This window comes from Elusimicrobiota bacterium (assembly GCA_041660185.1).
Taxonomy (GTDB): domain Bacteria; phylum Elusimicrobiota; class Elusimicrobia; order 2-01-FULL-59-12; family 2-01-FULL-59-12; genus JBAZWU01.
Map to the genome: position 1 here is coordinate 210,309 of JBAZWU010000001.1, position 19,489 is coordinate 229,797.

18 protein-coding genes are annotated in these 19,489 nt (G+C 54.5%); all 18 read right to left on the reverse strand.

The annotated features are described in order from the left end of the window. Positions 1 to 9: 9 nt before the first annotated feature. The 18 genes from WC859_01050 to WC859_01135 all read right to left on the reverse strand — a co-directional run bounded on the left by WC859_01050 (position 10) and on the right by WC859_01135 (position 19,470). Entirely contained in the window at positions 10 to 1,275 is a 1,266-nt protein-coding gene (locus tag WC859_01050; GenBank protein MFA5974737.1) for a glycosyltransferase, read from the reverse strand. Then, entirely contained in the window at positions 1,272 to 1,991 is a 720-nt protein-coding gene (locus tag WC859_01055; protein MFA5974738.1) for a class I SAM-dependent methyltransferase, read from the reverse strand. The genes WC859_01050 and WC859_01055 overlap by 4 nt, the downstream gene beginning before the upstream one ends. Continuing rightward, positions 1,988 to 3,475, reverse strand: a complete 1,488-nt coding sequence (locus tag WC859_01060; GenBank protein ID MFA5974739.1) for a flippase — start codon at positions 3,473 to 3,475, stop codon at positions 1,988 to 1,990. Before WC859_01060 ends, WC859_01055 begins: the two co-directional genes overlap by 4 nt. Beyond that, entirely contained in the window at positions 3,453 to 5,177 is a 1,725-nt protein-coding gene (locus tag WC859_01065) for a hypothetical protein (GenBank protein ID MFA5974740.1), read from the reverse strand. Before WC859_01065 ends, WC859_01060 begins: the two co-directional genes overlap by 23 nt. Further along, positions 5,174 to 6,787: a bifunctional glycosyltransferase/class I SAM-dependent methyltransferase gene (locus WC859_01070; protein ID MFA5974741.1), complete on the reverse strand. Its 1,614-nt coding sequence runs from the start codon at positions 6,785 to 6,787 to the stop codon at positions 5,174 to 5,176. The genes WC859_01065 and WC859_01070 overlap by 4 nt, the downstream gene beginning before the upstream one ends. Continuing rightward, positions 6,784 to 7,767 (reverse strand): NAD-dependent epimerase/dehydratase family protein, encoded by a 984-nt coding sequence (locus WC859_01075; GenBank protein MFA5974742.1) that lies wholly within the window; start codon positions 7,765 to 7,767, stop codon positions 6,784 to 6,786. The genes WC859_01070 and WC859_01075 overlap by 4 nt, the downstream gene beginning before the upstream one ends. 116 nt (positions 7,768 to 7,883) lie before the next feature. Further along, positions 7,884 to 8,867 (reverse strand): lysylphosphatidylglycerol synthase transmembrane domain-containing protein, encoded by a 984-nt coding sequence (locus WC859_01080; GenBank protein ID MFA5974743.1) that lies wholly within the window; start codon positions 8,865 to 8,867, stop codon positions 7,884 to 7,886. A gap of 55 nt (positions 8,868 to 8,922) precedes the next feature. Beyond that, complete coding sequence (locus WC859_01085; protein ID MFA5974744.1) at positions 8,923 to 9,837, reverse strand: nucleotidyl transferase AbiEii/AbiGii toxin family protein; 915 nt, start codon at positions 9,835 to 9,837, stop codon at positions 8,923 to 8,925. After that, positions 9,830 to 10,489: a hypothetical protein gene (locus tag WC859_01090; protein ID MFA5974745.1), complete on the reverse strand. Its 660-nt coding sequence runs from the start codon at positions 10,487 to 10,489 to the stop codon at positions 9,830 to 9,832. The genes WC859_01085 and WC859_01090 overlap by 8 nt, the downstream gene beginning before the upstream one ends. Before the next feature lie 164 nt (positions 10,490 to 10,653). Next, complete coding sequence (locus tag WC859_01095; protein ID MFA5974746.1) at positions 10,654 to 12,456, reverse strand: O-antigen ligase family protein; 1,803 nt, start codon at positions 12,454 to 12,456, stop codon at positions 10,654 to 10,656. Further along, the gene (locus WC859_01100; GenBank protein MFA5974747.1) at positions 12,440 to 13,984 is read right to left on the reverse strand and encodes an O-antigen ligase family protein; all 1,545 of its coding nucleotides are present in this window, start codon (positions 13,982 to 13,984) and stop codon (positions 12,440 to 12,442) included. The genes WC859_01095 and WC859_01100 overlap by 17 nt, the downstream gene beginning before the upstream one ends. Beyond that, positions 13,981 to 15,432: a type IV pilus secretin PilQ gene (pilQ, locus tag WC859_01105; GenBank protein ID MFA5974748.1), complete on the reverse strand. Its 1,452-nt coding sequence runs from the start codon at positions 15,430 to 15,432 to the stop codon at positions 13,981 to 13,983. Before pilQ ends, WC859_01100 begins: the two co-directional genes overlap by 4 nt. Positions 15,433 to 15,457: 25 nt before the next feature. Next, the gene (locus WC859_01110) at positions 15,458 to 15,898 is read right to left on the reverse strand and encodes a hypothetical protein (protein ID MFA5974749.1); all 441 of its coding nucleotides are present in this window, start codon (positions 15,896 to 15,898) and stop codon (positions 15,458 to 15,460) included. Beyond that, positions 15,891 to 16,442, reverse strand: coding sequence for a type 4a pilus biogenesis protein PilO (gene pilO, locus WC859_01115; protein MFA5974750.1), 552 nt, complete (start codon positions 16,440 to 16,442; stop codon positions 15,891 to 15,893). Before pilO ends, WC859_01110 begins: the two co-directional genes overlap by 8 nt. Further along, a complete protein-coding gene (locus WC859_01120; GenBank protein MFA5974751.1) occupies positions 16,423 to 17,016 on the reverse strand; it encodes a PilN domain-containing protein in 594 nt (197 codons plus the stop codon). The genes pilO and WC859_01120 overlap by 20 nt, the downstream gene beginning before the upstream one ends. Next, positions 17,013 to 18,098, reverse strand: coding sequence for a type IV pilus assembly protein PilM (gene pilM, locus WC859_01125; protein ID MFA5974752.1), 1,086 nt, complete (start codon positions 18,096 to 18,098; stop codon positions 17,013 to 17,015). The genes WC859_01120 and pilM overlap by 4 nt, the downstream gene beginning before the upstream one ends. A 77-nt stretch (positions 18,099 to 18,175) precedes the next feature. Then, entirely contained in the window at positions 18,176 to 18,943 is a 768-nt protein-coding gene (locus WC859_01130; protein ID MFA5974753.1) for a prepilin peptidase, read from the reverse strand. A gap of 71 nt (positions 18,944 to 19,014) precedes the next feature. Next, the gene (locus tag WC859_01135) at positions 19,015 to 19,470 is read right to left on the reverse strand and encodes a prepilin-type N-terminal cleavage/methylation domain-containing protein (GenBank protein ID MFA5974754.1); all 456 of its coding nucleotides are present in this window, start codon (positions 19,468 to 19,470) and stop codon (positions 19,015 to 19,017) included. Between the last annotated feature and the right edge of the window lie 19 nt (positions 19,471 to 19,489).

The window sequence follows — 19,489 nt, forward strand, 5'->3', positions numbered from 1 at the left end:
TACATTTCGTCATTCCCCGCAGTCTCTGGCGGGGAATCCATCATTGTCGTTCGCAATTCTTGGATCCCCGGCCAGCGACCGCCGGGGATGACGAATTGCGACACAGTCTCCAGGTCCAGGGGACTGTTTTGTGAGGGTTCGTTCGACGATCTGGTGAATCTTCTCCTGGAATTTCTCGAGGGTGAATTCGCGCGATCGTTCCAGCAGCGTGGTTTGAACGGCGATCTGCAGGGCCTTGTCCTGCAGCAGGCGGATGATCTTTTGCAGAGCATCATCGGGATCTTTCCAGAGGATCCGTGAATCATTCCCGAGAACTTCAGCCTGTCCCCCTCCCTCATGCGCAAAAGGGATCATTCCCCCGCTGATCATTTCGGCGATGGCGATGCCAAAGCCTTCAAAATCCCGCATATGAATCCCGTATTGGAACCGGTTCATTAAGGAGGTAATGCCCGCTCGATTGAGCCGGCCCTCCCAGAAAATGCCTTGAGCTGGATTGGCCATCCGTTTCACGCGTTCGGCGTAAGGGCTTTTCCCGTCCCCGATCAGATGCAGATCGACGGAGAACCCTTTCTCCCGGAGTTGGCGAATCAGCAGGACCGCCTGATCCACCTTCTTTTCCGGCAAGAGATCCCCCACGCAGAGAAAACCCGTATGCCGCTGCTCCCAGGGAGCCGGATTGTTTCCGGGCAAAACCACCGGCGGGTAAACCACCTCAGCGTCCGTTCCGGGGTAGGTTCGCTGGAATACGTCTTTGCCCCATATCGAATTGACCAGCGTCGTATTCTGGAGGATGTGATCCGGCTGGAAGTGCGAAATCTGATCGCACAAACGATAGTACAGTTTCCGCCAACCCGATTCCTTGTATTGGGACAGGTAAAGCTGCGCGCCGAGCGTGCTGCGGGAAGGACCGTGAATGTATTGAATCCCGGGGACGCCGAAATCAAATTCGTTGTACGTGGAGATCAGAAGATCGAACCGCGGAGCCAACTGCTTGACGAATCGCTCATAGAGCGCGAGGATCAGCCTGAAAGGCCTTTGGTGGGCCTTCAGGAGCGTTAAAGAGGGGCAGTAATAGGTTGTGACCCTGGAGGGGTCGATCCGTGTGCCGTAATAGCTGTTGAGGGCGTTCCAGTCGATCGTCTGTCCCCAGGTCAGATAAGAGAGATCAAACGATTGGTGGAGCGCATCGAGGAGCCAGGCCGCGACAAAATCCCCTCCGCCTTTGTTTTGCAGCAGATTGTGGTGAACCAGCGCGATTTTCGGGCGCGGGCTCAAGGGATTCCAGCCTGGATGAGGATCTGATACCCGAAAAGATTTGGAAACACGTTATAGGCTTTCCACAAGAGCGGCCAGCCGATGACCGGGATCCGCCGGATGATAGGTTGCAGGAATGGGATTCCCATATCGGGATCTATCGAGAAGGCCTGAACGATATACCCCGCTTTCATGACCAATTCCCGGGCGGTTCGAGAGTTAAAAAATCGTAAATGGGTTTCATCCAGGATTCCGGTGGGCTGATAATGAAAGCGTCCCAGTAACAAATTCCACCGGATGGACCAATGGGCGATGTTGGGGAGAGCGATGATGAGTTTCCCCTGCGGTTCTAATTTGGTTTTGAGCCGTCGTAAGACGTCCAGCGGGTCATTCAAGTGTTCCAGAATCGACAGGCAGACAATGACGTCAAAGCTCCCCGGGAGGCTTTCGAGGACCGCCGGGTCGTCCAGGTCCCCCACGATGACCTTTTCGTAGGCTTGTGCCCGTGCCGCGGAGGCGGCGTCTTGCTCAACGCCAACGACGGAGCATTTTTTCGTTTGAACCAGATACCGCCCCATGTAGCCGGTTGAACAACCCAATTCCAGAACGCGCGAGGATTCAGGGATCCAGGCCAGCGCCTGTTTATCCGCGGCCCATGGGTATCCTTCATTCAGGGCTAATCCTGCCGGGCGATCATATTTCAAAGGCTGAGAAGCCCGTTCCACGGTTTGTCTCATGGGAGCACGACCGCCGTTGGAATTTGAAGAAGATGCCGCGTCCAGCGTTTGGCCAGGGTGCGGTCTTCTTCGTCGAAAAGCTTCCAATACAGGGTGATTATAAAAATCGGGATGATGATCAAGAAGGCGACTAAACGGTGCGGGACCCAGAGAAGCGGGGCAAAACAGAGCAGGGTGGTGCCCAGCACAGCGGTCAATCGAAGAGGTTCCCAGATGCGGTGAATTCGTTTTCGAATGACGAGGAAGTACAGCCCGGATTGTACGACTTGGGAGAGAATGAAAACCCAGGCCGCGGCGTCCGCTCCAAAACGGGGCATCAAGAGGCAATTGAGCGAGAGCGTCATGACAAACGTTCCGGCGTTGATCTGGAAGTAAGCTTTTTCCTCATGGGAGGTGATGAGGAGATTGCCGAAGATCCTGTTCCAGGCCACGAAGGGAAGGCAGCAGGCGAGAAGAGCCAGCAGCCGGCCGGTCGGTTCATAAGCCATTCCCCAGATCCGCTGCACGATGGTTGATGAGAAGAACAGCAGTGTCGCGGTGGCCGGAAAGGCCAGGACGGCCGTCCACAAAATCGCTTTCCGGCAGATCCAGGGAAGGTCGACGTCGTGATGGACGCCGGCCCGGGACATAATGGGATAAAGTACCGTCATAAAGGGGTGCCAGACGGTTTCAACCACCGTCAACATTAAGATCGACGCCAGACTGTAATAGCCGACAATCAGCGGCGCGCAGAAAAGCGATAAAAGGACCCGGTCCAGTTTTTCGCCGGCGGTGTTAAACAAGGACACGCCGCCCATGGGCGCGCCCTCTTTCAATTCACGGACCATGGTGGTTCGATCCAGCGTAAAGTCCGGCCATTCAAAGCGATGCTTCACGACCCACGCGTGGGCGGCGGCGATGAGAACGCTATTCAAGACCATCGCCCCGAACAGCCAGTTCAGGCCTTTCCCGTTGCTTAAAACGCAGAACCCCAGCAACGCCCACCCGATGGCCGAAGCGAGTTGGGTGGCCCAGAGATAGCTTGTTCTCTGATGCGCGATATAGATCGCTTCGCCGACCTGGGTGATGGTTGTCACGGCCAGGTGAGCGCCGGCCAGCAAAAATACTTTCCACATGAACTGGGGATATCCCAGAACCGGCAGGACAATCATCAGCCCGGTCCAGAGGACAAGGCTCGAGAGCAAACGGATCCAGAAAAACGAGCCAAATAATTTCGGCGCCTCAGCAGCGCGCCGGGTCGCCTCCCGGATGACCGCCAGGCTGATGCCGAAATTCGAGACGGGTAAAACCAGCGCCACAAAACTCATCGTCGTGTTGTATAAACCAAAATCCGACGGCCCCAGATGCTTGGCAAAATAGATCATCCAGCCGAAATTGATGAGCCGCGTTAAAAACTGGCCGCCGCCCAGCAGAATCGCGCTGGCGCCGATATTGTTAGCCGGGGACGTGAATGACGGCGGATTAATCGACTTTGAGGATGTCATAGGCTCCAAACCGTTGATAAGGCCGCATCGGGCCGTGAATGAATTTCTTCAGAGTGCCCCACGCCTTCACGTCCTGGGTCTGCAACACGACATAGCGGATGGGGTTCCGGGAAGACAAACCGTCGGGGACCAGCGTGACAGGTACCCCCCCGTTTTCCCTGAGCGCCACGCTGATCTCCCGGTCAAGGGGCAAGGTGCGCGCATGGCTCCGCGTGTTGTATCCGATATCTTTGTAGCTGGCGATCCCCTCCGTCCCTGTCAGATGATGGTTCAGGAAATCAATCGTTTCCGTATAGCCAGGATCGTCCTTGGGGTTGAGCAGCGTGTACGGATAACGCTTTAAAACAGATAATTCAACGAGATTCGCCGCGAGAGCGGCCACCACCAGGCCGAGGGTTATTCGTGAGCGGATGGATCCCGTCAAAACCCGCAGACCCAATACCAGGATGATTACAAAATCGGCTATCGCTTTCAAATAACGGACGAACCGGATATCCGTTAGACAGCCCCGGAAAGAATGAGTCGTCAGCTGTTGTTGCAGGGAAGGGATGACCACGATGTCCGGCGCCAGCCAGAAAGTCAGCGCCAGGGCCGCCAGGAAAAGCAGGGCCATGCGCTTGATTCCGGAAGCGGGCACGGAAAAGTCCAGGGATTGCACAATGGTCAAGAGGAGAAACGGCATGAAGGGAACCAGATATTTATCCACCGTCGGGATGCAGAGAGTATAGAGGATAAACCCGGTCGCGCCGATAAAAAGCGGCAAATCATCCGCGAGTGAACGGTCGCGGAGGGGTGCCGTGAACGTCCGGCGGATCAGGCTATAGAGATACAAGACAAAAACGGGGATGGACATCCAGGCCGCGTACCAGCGGACCGCACTGATCCGTTCATACAGCGAGGCGGCTTCCTGAAACTTGGTGCTCTGGGCGTGAAGCCCCAGCATAAAATCCCAGGGGACCCCCATCGCCTTTGTATAAAGCCACCAGGTCATCATGAACAGGATCACTCCGGCGATAACCAAAAAACACCACTGACGGAAAATTCGCCATTCGCGATGGAACAGAAAGGCCAGGCCGATACCGGCAAACCAGACGAGAGTTGTTTCTTTGATCCAGAGGCAGATCGATAGGTAGACGATCAGGACGAGGCTGCGCTGAAAGCGCCAGTTATCCAGGAGCCAGGTCATCAAGCCGAGAAGACCCACGCCGGCCAGCGTCATAATGCTCGTATCGATATCAATCAGCAGGCTGCCGCGAAGCCAGTAAGGGTTAAGGGCCGCCAAAGCGGATAACGTGAGGACTTGGGGCGCCCAGGGCGTCGAAGGCGCTTTCTTCTTTGCCCGTTGTCTCAGCCAGAAAACACACAAGAGAAGGCTGATCATAAAACAGGCCTGACCCAGAACACGAGCCCCCCAGGCGCTTCGGGTCCCGGTCAGAAGGGAGATGAGATAGAGATAAAACGGCGGATGCCAGAGGCCGATATCAGCGCCCCATTGATTGTTCCAGGAGCCTTGTCCGGTTAAAAACAGTTCATTCGAGGAACCCGTGGGTATTATCGGGAAACCGGTGTCGATGATCGCGGTCCGGAAGTACAGAAAGTCAATTTCATCCGCGCGCGGAAGGTTGTGCAGGTAGGGAAAAGACAGGAGGACGTAAAGGAATAGAAAGAATCCGACAGCCGCGATAATTCGTGAGCGCGTCATTCACTTTTTCTGGCTAGAATCGTTATGAAATCAAACGCGTTCAGCCGGATTCGATGATGTCCCAGATGCAGGGCCTTGATCAGCCGGTCAAACGCGTCGGCCATCCATTTCTGGTAATTCCTTAAAAAACGTGACCAGTGTACGAGTGTGAAGACGTGAGGAAACGTCTGAATCCGGAGGGTCTGCAGACCATAACGGCCGAGCAAGGATTGGATGGTCCGGCGGCCGATGTAATGGAAGTGGACTTTGTTGATTCCCCACCAGCGCTGTTTCAGGCCTCGCGCCATCCAGCTGTCCACATCCGGATCGATCATCAGCAGGTATCCGCCCGGGCGCAATTTTCCCGAGATGTATCGCATGAGCTGATCCGGATCCAGGACGTGCTCAAAAACATCCGCCATGACGACAATGTCAAAACCGGATTCCGGGACAGCGGCCCGATCGTAAGTTCCCTGGCGCACGTCCAGCCCCAATTGCTCGACGGCATACCGGCAGCGTTCCCGGCTGGGCTCGATGCCGACGGCGCGGTAGCCCCGGTCGTGCGCGGCCTTCAGAAAGAACCCGGCGCCGCTCCCGATTTCAAGTAGCTTGGCCGGCGGTGGGCTCTCTCGCGCCAGTTGCTCGACGATCGGCTGAAAGGCCTGGACCCGGCTGTCTTTTTCGCTCAGGTAGACAGGATCCGAAAATGTTTCGTAGCCCGCTTCAATGTCGCCGGGCATTTCCCGGGGATCCACGCGGATAAACCCACACGCCGCGCACCGGAAGAGGCTCAGCGCCAGGCCGAACTCATCGCTGTGAATGTTGGTAATTCGAGCGGGGGCTGTGTTCGGACTGATCCATAAGCGCCACGCGTCGGAACCGCAGACCATGCAGCTGCTTCTTTGTCGGGTGGTCTTCCAGAACGTTGCCGGCCAGAAGGCCATCCGAAGCAGAGCCAAGCCCACTTTCAGTTTGCTGTAATTCGATAACCCGCCTGTTTCGACGTTGGATATAGGGACTTCCTGTATCCGAAATCCGAGTTTGCCTGTCTGGACAATCAACTGCTGGTCAAAGAAATGACGGTTATCCAGATGGTCGACACAGAGCTTTTGGGCCGCCGACAACCGGATGGCTCGAAACCCGCCAAAGTATGTCGAAAATCGCAGGCCGAGGAGTTGATTCAGGAAGGAGGTAATGCCGGCATCCATCCAGCGCTTCCATTGGGGGCGATGGGTCGAATCGTCCCGGGATTCCTGCCGGGCCCGAAGAGGCCGTGAGCCGAAGCAGATATCCAGCGACGGATCGTTCCGGAGAGGCTCCAGCAAGTCGGGGATTTCCTCCGGCTTCATTTCCCCGTCGCCGTGAAGAAAAACGAGCACATCGTTGCCGGCATCCTGATAGTGTTCCTGGAAATACCGCAGAAGGGTCTTCTGCGTGGCGCCATATCCTTGATTCGACGGGTGTCGAATCACTGTGAGGCCTGGGATTGTTTTCAGGACGGCCGGAGTGGCATCGGTGCTGCCATCGTCAACGACCAGTATTTCGGAGACGGCGTTTCGGTCAATACGGCGCAGAACGTCTTCGATGTGCGGGGCGACATTAAAAGCCGGTATCCCAACTAACAGCTTCATCGAGCGGCAGCGAGGGGTTGTTGAGTGAGTTCAGGATGATCCCGGTAAAACGTCAGCGTATCTTCAACCACGATGCGCAGACTGCGGGTGGGTTGCCATTTCACAGCCGTTGTCAATTTGGTGCTGTCCGGGATTTTGTCAAAGGCTTCTTCGTAGAGCGATCCGTAGATCTGTTTGGGGTCCACCTTCTGGATGGCTGCCGGGGTCCCTGTGATTTGTTTGACCAGGTTGGCCAGATCATGAATCGTGGTAAGGTTGGCGGGGTTCCCAACGTTAAATACTTCATTCACGCGATCGGAGTTCATAATCGCGAAAATGCCGCTGACGATATCCAGGACATGCGTGAAACACCGGATCTGATTTCCGGATCCGAAAACCGTTAAGGGCTCGTTGTGCAACGCCTGCAAGAGGAATCGCGGCAGGACAAATCCGCCTTTCGGGCTCTGGCGCGGCCCGGCGATGTTAAAGGGGCGTACGATGTTGAATTGAATATCCCCGTGAGACCGTTGGCGATTGATCAGCATGATCTCGCAGAGGAGTTTGCCGATGGCGTACTCGAGACGGGCGCTCGTGATAATGGGAACGATTTTCGGCACATCTTCGGAAAAAAACCCGTCCCGGCCATAGATCTCCGACGTGGAAACAAATAGCAGCCTCGCCTTGTGAGTGGCGGCGAGTTCCATCATGTGCTTTCCGTCGTTCACCATCAGCGGCCCGATCCGGCCCGCAAAGGGCAATACACCGGCCGGCCCGACCACGCTGGCGCAATGATAAATTTCGTCGATTTTCTTGTCCGACGTAAAATCCGAGCACGGGATCGTTAAAACGTTCAGGTTTTTATATTTGCTGAAGAAATCCTTCGCGATAACGTTATTTTGAAAATTGTCGACCAGGATAACGTCGTCGCCCCGGTCCAGAAGTGCTTCGGCCAGATGGGAGCCCAGAAATCCGAACGCCCCCGTAACTAATACGCGTTTCATAAATTGGTTCTATCCTTTCAATAATCGAGTTTCATCGTCGACGTTAATGAATGTTTTATCGTACAACTATTTCTGAAAATTGTCACGCTAACGGGATATTGGAGTGGACCGGCGGATTATTCTGGGTCGGTGGCGGGGTCACGTTTAGCCATCAAGGACTGGACCGACAGGCCTTCATGCCACATGGCCCAGGCCCCGAACAGGCAGATATAGATAAACTGCGTTCCATGAATGGCCAGAATCAGCGGCAGTCCTTGTTGCTTGGGGATGCCCAGCAGCGCGAGCGCGGTCACGCCAAAGAGCTCCATGGTCCCCACATAGCCCGGGGCCTGCGGCAGCGTGACGGAAAGACCCAGAAAGAAAAGCAGGAAGAAGCTTTGCGGATAATGCAAAGGGACCTGGAAGGCCCGCGCCATCAGATAGAGCATCGTTCCTTCGATTGTCCAGATCACGAGGGATAACGCCAGCGCCCGGAACACATGCCGTAATTGCCGCATGCCGGATACCCCGTGGGCGAAATGGCTCACCGCCTCGTGTATTTTGAGACGCCAGGCCGGTTTCATCGGCAGCCGGTCCACGATCACATGAAACCGTTCCTGATGCCGCATGATGATGATCAAGACAGCAATCACCAGCGCGCAGGAGGTCCCCAGAGCCGCCGCGCCTTTTTCAACCGATGCCGGAAACGGGAAAAAAATGGCCACGACCGCAAATGTGGTCAGAAAACTGAGCGTGTCGCAGATCCGTTCGAGGAGAACCGTTCCCAAGCTGGTGGTGCGTGAAATCCGGAATTTTCTCCCGGTCACATGGGCTCTGACAAATTCCCCCATGCGGAAGGGCAGGATATTATTCGCAAAAAAGCCGATCGCCAGAGGGGCGAAGAGCTGAGAAGCCGGAATCATCTTGATGGGTTCGAGCAAAATCGTCCATCGCAGAGCTCGAAGAAAGAATCCAATCGTGTAAATTCCAACAGCCAACAGAATCCATCGCGGATTCGCCAGAGAGAAAGACGTGGCCATCTCCCGGATGGAAAGACCCCGGCAGGCGTAATAAAGACATACCCCGGCAAGAGCAAAACCAAATAAGAGCCGTTTTTTCATGAATGACACATTCTACTTGTTGGAGCTTCGGACCGCCACCGCGTCAACTGTACTCTTAAATCAGTGCGATCCGTTGCAGTATGTCGCGAAAAAACGCCGGCGACCAAGCGCCCAGGGTCTCCGGGTTTTTCACAAAGGGTTCGACTTCTTTTCTGGCCATCGCGACGTCCAACTGATCAACGGCCGCGTTGGCCAGGGAGAGGAAACGGTCGCGCGTCACGGAAAGGCCCGGTTTCAGATCGTCGCTCTGGATCATGCGCTGCGCCAGATGCGCCGCATGCAGTTTCGGGTGATTGGCCGCATACCACACCAGATCGTACCAGTCGCGGCCCTTGACCCGGTTCTTCCACTTTCGACAAAGGACCGCATGCATCTTTCCCGCGAAAAGATCCGGGAGGACATAGGTGCGGACACCAAACGGGATAGGATGCAGCAGGAACTTATTTTCCGTTTCGAATCCTGGCGGCGGATCGGTGTCGACTTCGAGGCGGATCTTGATGGTCTGCCCGTAAGGAATCTTTCGCAGGAGCGGTTCGGCGGTTTTAATCATCAGGAGGTGTCTGACGGTGTCGGCCTTGAGGAAGGCGGACTGGACTTTGCTCTCGGCTGTTTTCTCCTTCTTTTCCAGCCGCACATCGAACCCGAACGAGGCGATTTCCCGCTCCAGGGCGCCCGTATACTGCCGCAGATCGAAACCCGGCCCTCCACACGCCCGGCGGGCCGGGTCGCCGGCAGTGTGAAGACCCGGCATCGGCCGAAGGAGCGAAAAGTCCAGATCTTCGGAAAACCGGTCGAGCCCATAGAGAAGCCTGAGCGATGTCCCGCCATAGAAAGCCGCTTTCTCGAAAAACTTGCTTCGCCAGAGGCCCAGAAGGGCGATCTCTTGGAGGATTTCCCGCAGCGCCTGGACGCGATTATCCACCGTCCGGGTTTCGTAGCGGGCGAGCATTCGGGCCACCGCTTCATTCATCGTGCTTTTCCCCTTCGGCCGGTGGTTGGATCAAGAGGCTCAGCCAGCGGATTTTCCGGGAACGATAGGCGGTGGCAATTCGCGCCACGAGATCCGTCTTCATGCCAGCCAGTCCCGCAGGATCCATCCGCAGATGATGTACCAGATACTCCCGTAAGTCGGCCGGGCTCATGATGGCGGTCCCCCGATCGGCAATCAGCTTGTCGGCAAGCGCTTTTTCCGGGACCGCGATCAGAAAGGAGCGATCCTCGTCGATTTCCACCTGATCGATTCCCAGCGCATACGTGGCGGCGGGAACCTGGCGATAGCTGAAGCGGCCGATCGGTGTCGAAAATTCACGCCCGCGACCCGGGGTGCAGGAGGTGATGCTTTCAACCCGCTCGGGAATCAGGCCATAGTAGTGGAGAGCGTAATCCAAAGAGATATAAGAGGGTCCGTAAATGAGGTTGGCCAGAACTTCCCGGGAAAACGGACGCCGGGCCAGCGTTTCACCGAAGACATAGAGGCCCTTCTTGACCCGAATGATCGACTTCTTTTTAAGCAGCGCGCGGATCTTGTCCCGGGGACGGTCGTATTCCCGCAGAACGTCCATCAGCATCTGATAGTCGAATTCTTCCCCGGCCACGCGCCTTCGCAGATCGTCAAGCTCCATGGGGTGTATATATCACAATTAACATAGTATGTCGAGTATTATTCGACTTACTATGTTCATATATTAATGAACCTAAAAGAAAGGCAGGCAGCATCTTTGCCATTAAGCTGAGCGTGCCATTCAGGATGAAGTCGGACATTCAGAATATGAACAACATTTCGAACTTAGAATCGCCACTGCGCCAGTTGTTTGGCGACGACGGAAGGGTCATAGGAAAGAATCGCCCGGTCGTAATCGGAGAAATCCGCCGACGGGGAGAATCCCTCCCGGTTGTATCGAGCTTGTAGATTTTCCAGGAGCTTAATGGCGTGCCGTTTCTGCCCCAGGGCGCGATAGCAACGGGCCATCCAAAGGTCCGTCTCCCAATAGCGCGGCTCGAACTGGCGGGCTCTTTCAAACCACGACAGCGCGGCCGATGGATCACCCATTCGGAAATGAATGCGGCCCAGAGCCAGCGCGTTGGTCGCTCGACCGGGGGCCAATTGAAGCGCTGTGTGATATTGGGAAAGGGCTTGAGGTAAATCGTCCAATCGCTGAGTGGCTTCCAGCGCGCGGCCAAACGACTCCCGGTAATACAATTGCCAAGGCGACAGACGCACTGATTTTTTGTGAAACGCAACAGCGGATCCGGCATCCTGTTGTTGCAGGCTCAACTGATGCCACGCTTCGGCGTCCCAGGGTTCCCACCGGGCCAGCCGGTCCCACCGTTGATTTTGGGCCCAGTGGTCTCGTAAAGCCAGACTCCCGAGGAGTCCCCAGAGACAGACGGACACCAGACAGAGTCCGGCAACGGGGGTGGGGGTCGTGCTGATCCTTTTTTGAGAATCATGATAAAGGGTAGCCGCCCAAACCAGCGATAAAAAAACAAGAAACGGCATATGCCAGACGATATTGGTTAAGCTGCCCATCGCCATCACCAGCAGAGCGACATACGCTTCCGGGTGATGGGTGCCTCTCTTCCCCCCGTATTTCCAGAACAGCCCGGCGAGTGCGGTCAAAAACAAGACCGCGGTGCCCAGCCCATATTCGCTGGCCAGCTGGAGATATTCATTGTGCGCAAATTGGGTGGTGCGGCCAAAGCGGATCGGGTCCGTTTCGATCGGGAAGGCATAGCGTTGATAAGCCATCTCGAAATTGCCCGCTCCATAACCCATGAGAGGGTTGTCTGCAATGGCTTTAATGGCGATCCCCCAGATCGGTATCCGGCCCTGGACCTCATTGGTTCGCAAATGGCGAGCGATCACGGTTTGTATCGGAGGAATCCCCAAAGCGATCACGACCCCTGCGACGCATCCGATCAAAACGCGACGCGCTGTTAACCAGGGACGTCCCAGATACATCACGCCTGCGATGGAAGCCAAAAAGGCGCTTCGAGAAGGGCCTTGGACAACAATGAAAAGGAGTCCGATCGCCAAAAGAAGTTCAAGGCGGTTTGACCATCGCTTTTTGTCGGTCCCTGGGCGCTGCCATCGAGCTAAAAGACCGAACGAAAGAGCGGTCATCCATAGGGCATTAAAAATCCGGTTGATGGGTAAAAAACCAGAGCTGAAACTCCATAGTCCTTGATGCCACTCCCACAGCGTCTTCAGCGCGCTCAGGGCTACCAATAGAGAGCAGACATGCCAAAAAAGGTCGTCTTGCTTCAGAAGCTTTGGATGCATTTTCAGGGTGATCCACAGAACCCAATAAACCAATGCTTGGGTTGTCCAGAAGAGGCTGGCGCTTATATCACGGGATCCGAAGAAGGATAAAAGAATCAAAAAAAGCAGAAGAAATTCTATGCGCAGATCCGCAGGGGATGACTTGTTGACTACGTTATTGGTTGTCATCAAAGGAACGATCAAGAGGAGGAGCGGTGTTGCCCAGACACAAAAGGACAGCGGTGTTTTGGCTCCTTGAAGGCAAAACCCAAGGACCAGAAGGAAGGAGAGGCCGTATCGTTCCGTCAGTTTAGAAGCGTTTATCATTCTTTAAATAGGGAGCGGCCGATAGAAGTTCCTGCCGAAGGAGCCCGGCTGCCTGAGGCATCCCAGCGATGGTGTAGAGTTGAAGGGTGTTTCGCCAATAGGAGGTTCGAACAGGTTCCCGCTCCAGAGCGGATAACTGGCCGGCCAGGGCTTCTAGGAGAGGACCGGAATGGCTTGTCGTGCGTGCTTCTTCCAGCGCCAGGCGCGATCGCAATTCATAAGGAGCAGCTGCTCCTGGAGAGAGGCGGGTGGCCTCTTCCGACCAGCGGCCGGCCTGCGCATAATCCCCTGTTCGAAAAGCGGCTTCCGCTTTGGCTTGCCAACGATCCGCCTGAAAATACGAAAGGGCCAGCCAGGCACCGGCGCAACCGATCGTCAGTCCGGTCGCCCGGATAATATAAGGAAGATGGCGATGAGATGTGACCGCGGCCCAGGGGCCGCTGCATAAGGACAGCAAGCTCCAGAAGAGGAAAGCATGAGCCGGGATCAGCAGGCTGTAGTCGATCGTGTTGTGCACTATCACGGCGATGACCCCGGCCGCCAGGAAGGGGCGGTGGGACCCGCGAAGGGCATAAATCCAGAGAGCCGCCAGGCTGGATAAGAACAGGAGGCCATTTTCAGCCAGCCATTGGAGCAGCGTGCTGTGAGCATACAACGAATAGAGGGAAAGGTCTTTTAAATGCGGGATGGCCATCTCAAAGGATCCTGGACCCAGACCCCGGAAGGGATGGACCGCGGCCATTTGGAGCGTGGCTTGCCACCAGAGCCAGCGATGCGGGTCGCCTCCCGCGGAAAACTTCCAGAGAACTCCCCCCAGTAAAATCAACACGGCCATTAGAAACCAAGAACGGTTCTGTCTCCGGCCTTTCTGTTCGCGGCCGGACAAATACAGCAATCCTGCGGCAAAACCCAGAAAAGCGCCTATTGAACCGGTCCGAATCAGAGTCCCACCTGTCAGAATCAGAAACAAGACCGGCCAGAGACGGGAACGGGAGTCATTCAATCGTTCAAGACCAGCAAAAAATGGGATCAGCAGATACCCGGCCAGCAGATTGGGATTAAGGAGACTCGCCTGAAGGGCGGCATGACGGAAGAAGAACTGGCCGAGCGCCCAGAGACAGAGCAGACTCCAGGTCCAGAAAAGAGCGGTGATAAACTTCTTTTGTTCATCAGAGGAAAGCCGGCCCGTTAAGAAAAAAATAAGCGCATAATCCACCCATAACCAAAATTCCTGCTGGCTACGGACAGGACAACCGGAGAAGAAGGTGGAAATACCTAATGTGACGAGGAGACAGGCCCAGAGTCTGGAGTAGATCATCGCTTCTTTCGAAAGAGCAACGTTGTTGAGGACCCATCGGCAGGCCAGGCCAATCAGCGTGACGTGAATAAGCGTTTGAGCCCATAGATCCACGGCCGCGGCGCAGAAAGGTGCGAGGGCAACAACTCCCAACAGGACCCAAAAATCAAAACGCAGACGGATCAAGGATAAAGCATCCGTCTGCGTCTTCAAAGATGGAGTTAACGTCATTCAGCAGTAATTTTTGGGGTCAGGAAAACAATCAGCTCCGTGCGTTGTTTCCGGTCGTCGGTGGTTTTGAAAAGGTAGCCGAGGATCGGGATATTCATCAGGAACGGGATACCGGATACGGTTTTGGTGGTGTTTTCTTTAATGAGTCCGCCGATGGCGATGGTTTCTCCATCTTTCAGAATCACCGTGGTGTCCGCGTTTCGCGTATTCACCTGGGGCGGGGCTCCGGTGGCGGTCACGCTGGCGTCACTGACCTCCGGTCGCACCTTCAGGGTGATGCGGCGATCCGCGTTCACCGTGGGTTTAACGTTCAACTTCACGCCAGCGGTAATAAACTGGACGCTCTGCTGAGACGCTCCGCTGCCGGAGAGGGTGGAGACATAATAAGGATACTGAGAAGCGACTTCAATTTTAGCCTCTTCGTTGTTGATCGTCACAATATGCGGGGTGGACAGAATCTTCACGCGCCCTTTGTTGGCCAGAGCGGTGAGTTGAGCGCCGAGTAAATAGGCGCCCTTCTGGGTCAAGAGCGATAACGCTACTGAACTCATGGACGAACCTGGCAGATTAACGCCTGTCCCTGCCGTTGCTTGATTGTCCGTATATGTAGTGAACGGAGCTACGGGTAAATAACCGCCACTCCCGGGAACTATTGTCGTTTCACTCGTGTTCGATGAACCGATTGAGGAGTCACCGCCCTTATTTTGAACAGCATATTGCCAGCTGATGCCGGTCTGGGTTTCGTCGTCGAGCGTCACTTCAACGATCTTGGATTCAATATCCACCTGCTGCGGCTTCTTATCCAGTATGGGAATCAGGTCTTCGACTTCCTTCAGGCCTTCCTGGGTATCGGTAATAATGATGGAATTCGTCGCTTTATCAACGGTGGAAACCCCCTTGCGGCCGGCGGAACTGCGGATGGCATCAATGGGTTTTTTCACTTCTTCGGCGGTGGCATAATTCAGGCGGAAAACGCGGGTAAAGGTCGTTGCCTGCGATTGTTCCGTCGTCAGGGCTGTTGAGGTCACCACGCGGATCACCTTGGGCCCCATGGGCAAGGCCACCAGCGCTTTGAGGGTCAGAATCGTGTGGAAGGCCTGATCAAACGGAACCCGATCCAGATGAACCGAGACAGGACCCAAGACGTCCGATCCATAAATGATATTCAGCCCGGATTTAACGGCCAGCAGATGGAGCACATCCCGGACATCGGCATCCTGAAAATCCATCGTCATGGGGGTTTTAGGTAGAACCAGATCGCCGACCCGGGTGGTTTGGGCGCGGGGGGCTTCCTCGCTTTCTGAAGAGGGCGTCGTTTGAACCTCGGAGGTGCCGGCGGACAGATCCGCGTCGCGCATCTCGGAGTCCACCGCAGCCAGAAGCGGTTGGCCGGAGAGGCAGATCGACAGTAGCGTCGCTAAAATAGGTTGTCCTTTAAGCTCAATCATACGATCCTCCAAACACCCGTCATTTTCAATTAATAGTCGCTTTCGCCCGAATTTCACGAACCGCACGGTCCGCGCCGGTGATGACGACACTGTCCGTCTTGATGACGCCTGAAATATTTTTGATCGGGCGGTTGCGCGAATTATATAAGCGTCCACCCCGCAAAATGTAACTGCTGGCGCCGCTGCTCAGGAGCGCCATTCGGCCCCGGGAATCCTGCACGATCCCCCGAAGAACCAGCGAGGCGATTTGCGGCGGCCGGTCTATGATCTGGTCATTCCGGGAATCCCCGGTTAAGGGAATAAAGGGGTCTCGATAGCGGTCCCCATAGAATTGGTAATTCAGATAGAACGGTTTGGGAGCCGATGGACGCGGGGTTACGGTCTTCGGGGCAGAGACGCCGACCGTCCAACCGCTGCCGGATACGGATAAAATCAGAAAGGCCAAGAGTAAAGGTCGATTATTCATGGTATTTAAACGCAATGAGCGTAAAGGTGGCCGTCACGGTCTTCGACGCGTCCGTCTTGGAATTGGTGCCCTGCAGGGCCAGATTTCTCGCGGCAAACAAGCGTTCGCCCTTGCCCATGGCGGTAAAGAAATTTCCGATGGTATGGAAGGAGGCGGACAAGGACACCTGATAAGGCACTTCATCATAGAGGCCTTTGGGAGCGGATTTTTGCGGGGCAAATGACGCCAACGTTAAGCCGTAGGACTCGACGCGGTGGGTGAACACGCGGATCAAGCTTGGTAATTCCACGCTCTTCGGCAGCTGGCGTTCCAGTTCAGCCACATCCACCTGAAGGCTCTGCATTTCGGTCTGGATTTTATTCAGCTGTCCGGCCCGGGCGCGAGCGAGGCTCAGTTTTGAGTTCAACTCCGCCACGTTTCTTTTCTCGAAGGAAATCGAGTTTTGTAGAGGCTGGAAAACAAATTTCCAGTATCCCCATACGCTGGCGCCAATCAGCGCCAGGGAACACAGAAGAAGCGTGATGTTACGATTTTTTAGTGGCATCGGGCACCGGGTTCATTCGTTTATACATCGTATTAATATGGAAGGAGATCGTTTGTCCCCCTTCCGCCTGCTGGGTCGCGTTAAGCGTCCCCATATCAATGTCAGAGAAAATTTGTGATGTTTCAAGGTTTGAAATCAGATCGGCGATGGCATAGTTGTCGAGCGCGATGAGATCCATGCCGACCTGAAGATTGTTGCTGCCGGGCTGGCTCACGGTCGTTAAGTTGGTCAGCCAGAGATTCCCCGGGAGCAGTTTGACGAAATCATCCATAAACTGCGGGTAGCGAAGCCTCTCACTTTCCAGCTGTTGAATAATATTTTTCCGGTTTCCGAGCTGTAGTTTCTGAGCTTCCAGAGCCTCGACTTGGTTGATAATCGGCTGGTAACGCTCCAGCTCGCTCTTTAAGGCCGCCGAGTCTATTTGGAGGTGTTTGTGCGTCCCTTTCTGTTTGATCCAGAGGGGAATGAGAAAAATGACTAAAATCAAAACAGCCGGAGCGACAATGGGAATGGCGGGATTAACGGGTGTGGCATTGGTTTCCAATTCCGATGGAAGTAAATTGATGTGGATCATGCGACGCCGTCCTTTACGCGACGGGTGGCCAGACCCAGTGCCACCGCCAGTTGCGGCAGTTGAGCCTGTTGTTCTTCCGTCAGGTCGGTCGGCGGATTTTGTAACAGCGGAAGAGGATTAAAGATTTCAACCTGAATTTTCAGTTCATTCGCCAGAAGGGTGTCCAACATTTTTAAATTGGCGCTTCCCCCGCAAAGAAAAATCTTATTCACCAAGCGATCCGTCCCTTGGGACAGATAAAAATCGATGGATCGTTGCACCTCGGTGATCAGATCTCGGGCAACGGGCAAAAGCGCTTCCGTGGTTTGTTGCGCTTCCGGATCAGAAGCGTTTTCGACCAGGCCGTAGGTCAGTTTCTTTTGTTCGGCTGTTTTGACGTCACATTGGAACTGCCGTTGGATAGCTTTGGTGAACGTATTTCCGGCGATAAAAACATCCCGGACGACCCGGCTGACCCCTTTTTCAACGATGGACATATTGGTAAAGCTGGCGCCGATATTCAAAAAGAGGACCGTCTCCGATTGCGAACCCGGGAAAACCTGTTCGTAGGCATTCTCAAGCGCAAAGGCATCTACATCCACAATCACCGGCTGAAGGCCGGCTTCCTTCAGGACATCCACCCGCAACTCCACCGAGTCTTTTTTGGCGGCCACCAGAAGGGTTTCCATCTGGGATTGCCCCTCTTCCACCAAGTCCCCCAAGATATCAAAACTGATGTTCACGTCTTCAATATTAAACGGGATGTAAGGTTCCGCCTCAAATTTGATGGATTTAGCTAATTCAGCCGCCGGCATCTTATTCATCTTGACGTATCGGACGATGACCGAATTTCCGGACACGGAGGTGACGGATTTCTGGGAGGGAAGGGCTGTTGTCCGCAGGTAATTCTGAAGAGCCATAATGGCTTGACCTTTGCGGTCAATCAGCGGGGTATCCAACGGCAAATCGTCTCCATAAGGAATAACCCCCCAGTGCATCAAGCTCCATTGCCCCCCTTGTTTTTTCAGGCAAACCAGCTTAATCGCAAAGGTGCCAATGTCAACACCTAGAAGGTCTTGTTTCCGTTTGAAGAAGTTCAACATTCGAAATTGTGTAAAGACATATCAAATCTCACGTTGTTTACAAATCAGAGCTAATCTAACAGGAGTGTTAGAAGTTGTCAAGGGGAAATCACCCGGATCCACTCATTCGGGAAGAGACAAGCCAGGTACGCGCCGAAGCTTAAAAAGGGGCCGAAGGGTAAAACGTCCCCTCTTTTCTTTCTGCCGAAGAGCATGAGACCGCCTCCGAGAAGCCCGCCGAGGAGTGATCCAAAAAAGAGAGAACCGAATAACCCGGACCAACCTAACAGAGCGCCAAAGGCGGCCATCAGCTTAATGTCTCCTCCGCCTAGAGCCTCTTTTTTAAATAGTTTTTCTCCTAACCAGGCCAGCAGGAGCATTCCCAGAAAACCCGTCGTTCCAGCCAGAAGACTTTCGATCACCCCCGGCCAACCTCCCGGGAGGAAGGGGTTCTTATAGGAAAAGACCAACCCCCAAATCACTAAGGAGAGAGAGAGTTCATCCGGAATGATGCGATGACGATAGTCAATTATGGAGAGAGTGAGTAAATAAAACGAGAGCAGGTCGGAAATCAAAACGCGTCCTGGAGATCCAAACCACAGGGCATTGAACATAAATAGGAAAGCCATGGTTGTTTCGACCAACGGATACTGCCACAAAATCGGTTGATGACAGAAGTGGCATCGTCCCCGGAGAAATAAAAAGCTAAGCAAGGGAATGTTGTCGATCCAGCGGAGGGGGTGACTGCATTGAGGACAGCGGGATCGCGGAAAGCCTAACGATTCGCATTTTGGGAGTCGGAGGATACAGACATTGGCAAAGCTTCCAAAGGCGAGTCCAAACAAAAAGGAGATGAGATAACGCATTTAAGGATAAAGCAAAAAGCGATCCCCGATTTCGGGGATCGCTTTTTGTAAGACCTGTTCTTGAATGTTTGTTAGTACGACGTCCACGGGCTGCTTTTCAGGTCATTGTGTGAACAATTGACCACAAGACTCCCGTAGGTCGTTGACGTGGCGGAGTTGTCGTTGTTGTAGTACCACCCGCCGGCATCGCCGAGAGTGTTTACAACCGCCGCACTGGTCCCATGTCCAGCACCATTGTTCGTGGTCCTCGGCAGGGTTGCCGATGGTATGGATTGCATGTATTTCTGCGCCGTTGTCAGCACAGCCAGGCTTGCTGCGGCTACTGGATAGACCCCTTCGTTATCTCCGTAATAAATAGATAACGCGGAGCGGATGGATCCCAGGTTCCCTTTCGTGGCTCCTTCTTGTGATTTGGACACCATGTTCGCGAATTGCGGAATCGCGATGGCGGCCAGGATACCAATGATAGCGACGACAATCATGAGTTCGATCAGGGTGAACCCTCGTTTGGATTTCAAGTGACTCATTCTTCTCACCTCCTTATGT